Below are 8346 nucleotides of genomic sequence, written 5' to 3' on the forward strand. Positions count from 1 at the left end.
GAAAGAGGCCAAGGCCAAGCTGGAACTGGCCATCAAACAGGATCCCAAGGCGCTGGATGGCTCTGCCTACACCAGCCTGGGTTCGCTCTACTATCAGGTGCCCGGCTGGCCGGTCGGCTTTGGCGATGACGAAAAGGCGGAGCAACTGCTCAAGCAGGCGCTGGCCATCAATCCGGATGGCATCGACCCCAACTTCTTCTATGGCGACTTCCTGCTGGATCAGGGGCGCAAGGCCGAGGCCAAAACCTACCTCGACAAGGCGCTGGCCGCCCCGGCCCGCCCGGGCCGCGAAGTGGCCGATGAAGGGCGCAGGATGGAGATCCGCGAAAAACTGGCCAAGCTATAAATCCCTGATGGATCAAAGATCTATTTAAACTCTGCCCACCAGCTTGCATACTGGTGGGCAGCGTTGTTTATGCCACGGCAAGCCCTGGTGCTGAGCCCCATCGCGACACCCAACAAACAGGGAGAAAAGAATGCGGATCCTGCTGGTAGAAGATGATGTGATGCTGGGGGATGGTATGCAGGATGCACTGCGCCATAGCGGCTATACGGTGGACTGGCTGCAACAGGGGTTGCCCGCTCTGGCAGCCCTCAAGAGCGACGAGTTCGCCGCCCTGATCCTCGATCTCAACCTGCCCGACATCGATGGCCTCAGCCTGCTGCGCAAGTTGCGGCGAGAGGGCCACCAGCTGCCGGTGCTGATCCTCACCGCCCGCGATGCGCTGGACGATCGGGTGGTCGGCCTCGATGCCGGCTCCGACGACTACATGGTCAAGCCCTTCGCCCTGCAGGAGCTCAACGCCCGTCTGCGCGCCCTGGTTCGCCGCAGCAAGGGGCAGGCTCAGGCGATACTGGAGTATGGCGACATCCTTATCTATCCCGAATCCCAGCAGGTCACCTATCAGGGGGAGGCGGTCAAACTCACCCCCCATGAATACAAGTTGCTGCAGGAGCTGATCAGCCAGAGCGGCCGGGTGCTGAGCAAGGATCAGCTGCAACAGAGCCTCTACGGCTGGGATGAAGGGGCCGAGAGCAACGCGGTGGAGGTGCATATCCACCATCTGCGCAAGAAGTTCTACAGCGACCTTATCCGCAATATTCGCGGGGTCGGCTACATCATTCCCCAGCTCGAACAGCCAAGCCGGAGACCCGCACGATGAAACGTCCGCGCTCCATTCGCCGCTTTCTGCTCACCGGTATCCTGACGCTGGTGAGCCTGAGTCTCACCATCAGCGCCTTTATCGGCTACATGGAGGCGAGCCACGAAATGGAGGAGCTGTTTGATGCCCGCCTCGCCCAGTCGGCCCGCATCACCAATCAGCTACTGGCTCGCTACATGGCCCAGCAGGGGCAGCTGCCCGCCAACGGCACCGTCTATCAGGAGTGGGAGGCGCAAAATCCCGATGAGTGGCAAAAAGACCCCAGCCTCAACCTGACCGGCGAAGATCGGGAGATCACCCCCTACGGCCACGAGTTCGAACGCAATCTCTACTTCCAGCTGCTCGATGAAAAGGGCGGCTTGCTGCTGCGCGCCCCCAGCGCCCCGGAGCAGCCGCTGGTCACCCTGGCTATCGGCTTCGACACGGTCGAAAAAGATAATCACCAGTGGCGCACCTTCACTCTCTACAACCAGCAGGAGCAGACCTGGCTGGTGGTGGCCGAGCGGGACGACGAGCGCAGCGAACTGGCCAGCAAGATGGCCACCCTCACCATGCTGCCGCTGCTGATCACCCTGCCCTTTCTGCTGGCCCTGCTCTGGTGGCTCATCACCCGCGGGCTGGCCCCCCTGCGCCAGCTGGCCCAGGCCATCAGCGAGCGTCACCCCGCCAACCTGAGCCCGCTCAGCCTCAAGACAAGCGCTCAGGAGCTGACCCCCCTCACCAACGAGATCAACCGGCTGATGCAGGCGCTGGCGGAAACCATAGAGCGGGAGAAACAGTTCACCAACGAGGCGGCCCACGAGCTGCGCACCCCGCTGGCGGTACTGCGGATCCACAGTGAAAATGCCCTGGCTGCCGATGATGACACCAGCCGCCAGCAATCCCTGCACAAGATGCTGCAGGCCCTCGATCGCAGCGATCGGCTGATCCGCCAACTACTGACCCAGGCCCGTATCGACAACCAGCAGGGACTGGTACTAACTGAGCTGGAGATAGGCCACCTGCTGCAAGGCACCCTCGCGACGCTGGCTCCCATCGCTCTCAAGAAGGATCAGCAGCTGTCGCTGGAATGTGAATTGCCGCAGCTGGTGATGGGGCAGGCCACCCTGCTCGAACTGCTGTTCAGTAATCTCATCGACAATGCGCTGCGCTACACCCAGCCGGAGGGCGAGATCAGGGTGCGGGTTCAGCGAGAGGGCAACCGGGTGAGGGTGGATGTGAGCGACAACGGCCCCGGCATTCCCGCCAGCGCCTTGCCCCGGCTGTATGAACGCTTCTTTCGGGTCAATCCCCAGCAGGGGGATGGAGTGGGTCTCGGCATGGCCATCGTCTCACGCATCGCCCAGCTGCACGGCGCCGACCTCGATGTCCACAACCGGCCGGAAGGGGGGCTGGAGGTCAGCGTCTGGCTACCGCTGCCACCAGAAAAATAGATGCCAAGGCGAGTTCGCCCACCATGGGGGCGGCTCACTCTTGGCGGCAGGCGGGCTGCACGGTAAAGGTTCGACTGGAATCCACCGGGCCCAGCTCGGCCAGCAGGCGGCGGCCCAGCAGCACCGGATAGATCATCTTGCTGCGATCCCGCAGGGTGAACCACTCCTCATACACCTTGTCCCCCAGACAGATGGACATGGTCACCGTTGGTCGATGCTCCATACCGCCCGCCCCGCGCACCGTCACGCTGCGCTCGACCCGCCGCTCGAACTGCTGCTTGACCAGTTTGCCGCTGTCGGCATCGGTCACCACCAGCATGAAGCGCACCCAGGGCTTGCCATCCCGTTTGAATCTGGTGATGGCGCGTGCATCGAGGGAAGAGGTGAGCGCCCCGGTGTCGAGTTTCATCTTCACCGCCACGCCGGTGGGCAAAATAAGTCCCTTCTCGATCCAGCCATAGCTGGTCGGGGTCTCTGCCAGCACACTGCCACACAGTGCCAGCATCAGGGTGATCCCCACCATCATCTTGCCCATTTTACTGCCCTGCCTTGTCAATCCTGCGCCCAGATCTACCACAGTCCTATTGTGGGTCAATCCGATTTATTTCAGCTACTTGGATAATATCTGGCGGGTCAGGAGAGAGACGACAAAGAGTGGCCGAACGGCGGCCCAAGCGGGCGGGAATATCGCAGGAGAGCAAGGCACCGAACGGTGCTGGATGAAACTGGTGGTTAACCTCAGGTTGTGACGCCAAAGGCTACCACAAGGATTTACAAATTATCAGTCTTGTTCTGAAGGGATTTTTGCCTACACTGTTGTAAACCGGAGGGCCTGAAAACCACCGGTTTTTTTGCGCCTGCCGAAAATTTGCCACTGCAAAAGTGACTTTCAACAAGGCTCAATAAGGAATTTGTAATGCGTATCGAAGAAGACTTGAAGCTCGGTTTCAAGGATGTCCTGTTCCGCCCCAAGCGCTCTACTCTCAAGAGCCGTTCCCAAGTAAGCCTGACCCGTCAGTTCACCTTCAAACACACTCAGACCCAATGGCAAGGCGTACCCGTTATCGCCGCCAACATGGATACCGTCGGCAGCTTCGCCATGGCGCGCACGCTGGCCGGTTTCGAGATGATGACCGCGGTACACAAGCACTACAGCCTTGAGCAGTGGCAAGCTTTCGTCAACGAGACCGACCCGACGCTGCTGGGCCATGTGATGGTCTCCACCGGCACCTCGGCTGAAGATTTCGCCAAGACCCGCCAGATCCTCGCCATGTCCGAAGCGCTGCGCTTCATCTGTGTCGACGTGGCCAACGGCTACTCCGAACACTTCGTCGAATTCGTGCGCAAAATTCGTGAAGCCTGCCCCAACCACGTCATTCTGGCGGGCAACGTGGTGACCGGCGAGATGGTCGAAGAGCTGCTCCTCTCCGGCGCCGACATCGTCAAGGTCGGCATCGGCCCGGGCTCCGTCTGTACCACTCGCGTCAAGACCGGCGTCGGTTATCCGCAGCTCTCCGCCATCATCGAGTGTGCCGATGCGGCCCACGGCCTCGGCGGCCAGATCGTCGGTGACGGCGGTTGCACCTGCCCGGGCGACGTCGCCAAAGCCTTCGGCGGCGGCGCCGACTTCGTCATGCTGGGCGGCATGCTGGCAGCCCACGAGGAGTGCGGTGGCGAGATCGTCGATGTAGACGGCGAACCCTTCATGAAGTTCTACGGCATGAGCTCCTCCAGCGCCATGGACAAGCATGCCGGCGGCGTTGCCGAGTACCGTGCCTCCGAGGGTAAAACCGTGCTGCTGCCCTACCGCGGCCCGGTCGAGAATGCCGTGCGCGACATTCTGGGCGGCGTGCGCTCCACCTGTACCTACGTGGGTGCCAGCCAGCTGAAAGAGCTGACAAAACGGACTACCTTTATCCGGGTTCGCGAGCAAGAGAACAACGTCTACGGCAAGGAGTAACCTGCCACAGACCGCCGTCACGCGCTGACGGTTAGAAGCCAGTCAACCGGTGTGCTACCCTGCGCACCGGTTTTTTTGCATCCGGGATCCCGCGCCATGACAACTCCTCTGCCCCCGTTTGACTGGGACATCTTCTGCTGCGTCGTCGACAACTTCGGCGACATCGGTGTCACCTGGCGACTTGCCCGCCAGCTAAAGCGGGAGGGGAATATAGCGGCACATGGCGATGAGGTTCAGGTGCGGCTCTGGGTCGACGATCTGCCAAGTTTCGCCCGCATCTGCCCCGGGCTCGACCCGGCGCAGGATGGCCAGTGGGTCGATGGCATCTATATCCAGCACTGGCATGAGTCCCTGCCGACCGACATGACCCCGGCCAGAGTGGTGATCGAGGCCTTTGCCTGTGAACTGCCCGCCCCCTTCATTGCACAAATGGCCGAACTGATGGCGAGCCAACCCAAGCCCCCCTGCTGGATCAATCTGGAGTACCTCTCGGCGGAGAGCTGGGTCGAGGATTGCCACGGTCTCGCCTCACCCCAGCGGGTTGGCAATAAAAGCCTCAATAAATACTTCTTCTTCCCGGGCTTTACCGCTAAAACCGGCGGTCTCCTGTGCGAACACGACCTCATCGCCGAACGGGAGCTGTGGCAGCAAAATGATGCGGGACTGGCAGCCTACTGGGCCAGTCTCGGTTTGCCGCCTAGACAAGAGCACGAGCTGCGGGTCAGCCTCTTTACCTACGAGAGCGATGCGCTGAAGAGTCTGGTCGAGAGCTGGTGCCAGAGCGCCACGCCCGTCACCCTGCTGCTGCCGCTGGGGCGCTCTCTCAACGATGTGCTCACCGGTGCCGGTCTGACTGATGCCATCCCTGCAGCCAAAGCGGGGGATCTGCTCCACTCGGGCAACCTCACCATCAAGCTGCTGCCGATGACAGATCAGGCCGGTTACGATCGACTGCTGTGGAGCTGCGATCTCAATCTGGTACGTGGAGAGGACTCCTTCGTGCGGGCCCAGTGGGCGGCTCGTCCTTTCCTCTGGCACATCTACCAACAGGAAGAAGAGGCCCATCTGGTCAAGCTGGAGCAGTTCCTTGACCACTACTTATCCGATCTACCCGCCGAGTGCGGCCAATGGCTGCGCCGCTTTAATCTGGCTCTCAATCGTGGCGAAGATTGCCGCGAACTTTGGGGCCAATGGCCACGATATAGCGCCATTTGGCAGCGACATGGGCGAAGCTGGTCACAGAAGTTGCTCCGGGATGGGGATCTCGTCACACGGTTGGTGAAATTTTTAGAAAGCCGTATATAATCTGGCAGTTTTTATCCGTCCGTTTCACGAACAGGAATTTTTTACATGAAAACCGCACAGGAAATCCGCGCTGGTAACGTAGTCATGATCGGCACCGAGCCGATGGTGGTTCAGAAGGCTGAATTCAACAAATCCGGCCGTAACTCCGCCGTGGTCAAAATGAAGCTGAAGGGCCTGCTGAACGGCAGCGCTACCGAGACCGTCTTCAAGGCCGACGACAAGCTGGACGTAGTTCAGCTGGAACGTAAAGAGTGCACCTACTCCTACTTCTCCGATCCCCTGTATGTCTTTATGGACACCGAGTACAACCAGTACGACGTAGAGAAAGACAACCTGGGTGACGTGCTGAACTACCTGGTAGACGGCATGGAAGACATCTGCGAAGTGACTTTCTACAACGAGAAAGCCATCTCCGTAGAACTGCCGACCACCATCGTGCGTGAAGTTGAGTACACCGAGCCGGCTGCCCGTGGCGACACCTCCGGTAAAGTGACCAAGCCTGCCCGTCTGAAAGGCACTACCTACGAGCTGGCTGTTGCCGCTTTCGTAGAGATCGGTGACAAGATCGAAATCGATACCCGCACCGGCGAATTCAAGCGTCGCGTCAACTAATTGACCGCTTTGAATTGATTGCAAAAAAGCGAGCCACCGGCTCGCTTTTTTATTGCTTGCGAGTTGCCATCGCACCGCCCGCCTTCAGAAAATCCCGCCGCCGCCGCTAACCCAGATAACCGGGGGAGCACACTATGGCCAGATTATCCTTATCACTGCTGTTATTGACCTTGCTGGCTGGCCATGTCGCGCAGGCGAGCGAGGTCGCGCCTCCCGTTGCCGAGCCAATGCCCCTCGACCACTGGCAAGCGAGCGACTGGAAAGGGCTGCCCGATGCCACCCAAATCGACAAACAGACGGTGCTGTTTGCCAAGCACGACAGCGACAACTATGTGGGGCTTGCCATCCTGCTACCCGACTGGCAGCGCAGCGGCCAGCTCTGGCAACTGACCCGCGCCCTCGGCCGACTGGGCTTTGATACCCTGCTGCTGCTGCCCTCCTCCCAGCAGACCGAACTGGACCCCGCTGCAGAGAAAAAAGCGAAAAATAGCGATGCATTTCGCAAGCAGTTTGCCGAGCGGATCAGCAAGCTGGCGGATGCCAAGCTGCAGGAAGGGGGCTTCAAGCTGATCCTGGCGCAAGGTACCGGCGCCGCCTGGACTGCCAACCTCATCGCCAGCGAACAGTTGCCCGCCCCCGACGCGCTGGTGCTGCTCGATGGCTTCTTCCCCAACCAGCAGAGCAACCAGACCCTGGCCAAACAGGTGGCTCAGGCGGCCATCCCCACCCTGGACCTTTATCAGGAGGATGGCGGTCGCTGGCCCCTGCTGGCCGCCGAGGCCCGCAAAAGCGAGAGCCGGCGCAGCAACAAGCTCAACTATCGTCCCTACGCCCTGATGGAGCTGGAGGAGACCCCCACCCGCATTCAGGGTTGGCTCAACCATCTGGGCTGGCTCTAAACCGGTCGCCACCATGGCGCAGCAAAGCTGCGCGCCAGCTCACATCTGCCGGATAAAGCGCCGCCCTGGCACAGCGACGAGCTGGCCCTGACTGCATCCTCTTTGGCATCATGGCTCCTCGAACCTGAACAATGGCAGGAAGGTCCATGCAGCAGATTGTGTTTCTCGACAGCGATACCCTGGATGCGGGCATCACCCTGCATCACCCCGACTTCCCCCACCACTGGCAGAGTTATCCAAGAACTACCCCGGAACAGGTGGTCGAGCGGCTCAAAGATGCCAGCATCGCCATCATCAACAAGGTACGGATCGGCGCCGCCGAACTGGCCCAGCTGCCGGAGCTCAAACTCATCGCGCTCGCGGCTACCGGCAGCGACAACGTGGATCTGGAGGCGTGCCGCGCCGCCAACGTCGGGGTGTGCAATATCCGCAACTACTCGGGCCCTTCGGTGCCGGAGCACGCCATGGCACTGATGCTGGCCCTGTCCCGCAACCTCTTCTGCTGGCGCCAGTCGCTGCTGGAGGGGCGCTGGCAACAGAGCGGCCAGTTCTGCTTCTTCGACCACAACATCATGGATCTGCACGGCAAGCAGCTGGGCATCATCGGCAAGGGGACACTCGGTCAGGCGCTCGGCGAACGGGCCAAAGGGATGGGGATGACGGTGCGTTACGCCCAGAGTCAGGTCGGCGCCAGCCACGACGAGGACCGCTTGCCCCTCGACGAGTTGCTGCAAAGCTCGGACGTGATCAGCCTGCACTGCCCGCTCACCCCCTACACCCGCAACCTGATTGGCGAGCGGGAGCTGGATCTGATGAAACCGGGGGCCCTGCTGATCAACGTCGGCCGTGGCGGACTGGTGGATGAGGAGGCGCTGCTGCAAGCGCTGGCCAATGGCCGCCTCGGCGGTGCCGGTTTCGATGTGGCGAGCGTCGAACCCCCGCCCCCCGACCATCCCTTGATGAAGGCGCTGCAT

The 8346-nt window shown here is 61.0% G+C and carries 9 protein-coding genes; 8 read left to right on the plus strand and 1 reads right to left on the minus strand.

Features of this window, described 5'->3' with window-relative positions:
• The 3 genes from DBR30_RS01235 to DBR30_RS01245 all read left to right on the plus strand — a co-directional run.
• A partial coding sequence (locus tag DBR30_RS01235) for a tetratricopeptide repeat protein (protein ID WP_146181339.1) occupies positions 1-346 on the plus strand: 346 nt, incomplete at its 5' end.
• A gap of 130 nt (positions 347-476) precedes the next feature.
• The gene (locus tag DBR30_RS01240; protein ID WP_108540563.1) at positions 477-1163 is read left to right on the plus strand and encodes a response regulator; all 687 of its coding nucleotides are present in this window, start codon (positions 477-479) and stop codon (positions 1161-1163) included.
• Entirely contained in the window at positions 1160-2596 is a 1437-nt protein-coding gene (locus DBR30_RS01245) for an ATP-binding protein (protein WP_108540566.1), read from the plus strand. Before DBR30_RS01240 ends, DBR30_RS01245 begins: the two co-directional genes overlap by 4 nt.
• Positions 2597-2630: 34 nt before the next feature.
• Here DBR30_RS01245 and rloA3 read toward each other — a convergent pair whose 3' ends face one another.
• Positions 2631-3131 (minus strand): retropepsin-like aspartic peptidase RloA3, encoded by a 501-nt coding sequence (gene rloA3 / locus DBR30_RS01250; protein ID WP_108540568.1) that lies wholly within the window; start codon positions 3129-3131, stop codon positions 2631-2633.
• A 381-nt stretch (positions 3132-3512) separates the two neighbouring features.
• On the opposite strand from rloA3, the gene DBR30_RS01255 reads away from it, so the two are divergent.
• From DBR30_RS01255 to DBR30_RS01275, 5 genes are all read left to right on the plus strand, one after another.
• Complete coding sequence (locus DBR30_RS01255) at positions 3513-4556, plus strand: GMP reductase (protein WP_108540571.1); 1044 nt, start codon at positions 3513-3515, stop codon at positions 4554-4556.
• A gap of 96 nt (positions 4557-4652) precedes the next feature.
• Positions 4653-5861 (plus strand): elongation factor P maturation arginine rhamnosyltransferase EarP, encoded by a 1209-nt coding sequence (gene earP / locus DBR30_RS01260; RefSeq protein ID WP_108540573.1) that lies wholly within the window; start codon positions 4653-4655, stop codon positions 5859-5861.
• 45 nt (positions 5862-5906) lie between these two features.
• Positions 5907-6473: an elongation factor P gene (gene efp / locus DBR30_RS01265; RefSeq protein WP_005362323.1), complete on the plus strand. Its 567-nt coding sequence runs from the start codon at positions 5907-5909 to the stop codon at positions 6471-6473.
• Between the two features lie 134 nt (positions 6474-6607).
• Positions 6608-7372: a DUF3530 family protein gene (locus DBR30_RS01270; protein WP_108540575.1), complete on the plus strand. Its 765-nt coding sequence runs from the start codon at positions 6608-6610 to the stop codon at positions 7370-7372.
• A gap of 146 nt (positions 7373-7518) precedes the next feature.
• A partial coding sequence (locus tag DBR30_RS01275; protein ID WP_108588152.1) for a D-2-hydroxyacid dehydrogenase occupies positions 7519-8346 on the plus strand: 828 nt, incomplete at its 3' end.

It is taken from the genome of Aeromonas sp. HMWF017 (genome assembly GCF_003061465.1).
Classification (GTDB): domain Bacteria; phylum Pseudomonadota; class Gammaproteobacteria; order Enterobacterales; family Aeromonadaceae; genus Aeromonas; species Aeromonas veronii.

Coding starts and splice junctions, on each gene's coding strand:
- DBR30_RS01245 (WP_108540566.1), top strand. CDS start 1,160: ATGAAACGTCCGCGCTCCATTCGCCGCTTTCTGCTCACCGGTATCCTG.
- rloA3 (WP_108540568.1), bottom strand. CDS start 3,131: ATGGGCAAGATGATGGTGGGGATCACCCTGATGCTGGCACTGTGTGGC.
- efp (WP_005362323.1), top strand. CDS start 5,907: ATGAAAACCGCACAGGAAATCCGCGCTGGTAACGTAGTCATGATCGGC.
- DBR30_RS01255 (WP_108540571.1), top strand. CDS start 3,513: ATGCGTATCGAAGAAGACTTGAAGCTCGGTTTCAAGGATGTCCTGTTC.
- earP (WP_108540573.1), top strand. CDS start 4,653: ATGACAACTCCTCTGCCCCCGTTTGACTGGGACATCTTCTGCTGCGTC.
- DBR30_RS01270 (WP_108540575.1), top strand. CDS start 6,608: ATGGCCAGATTATCCTTATCACTGCTGTTATTGACCTTGCTGGCTGGC.
- DBR30_RS01240 (WP_108540563.1), top strand. CDS start 477: ATGCGGATCCTGCTGGTAGAAGATGATGTGATGCTGGGGGATGGTATG.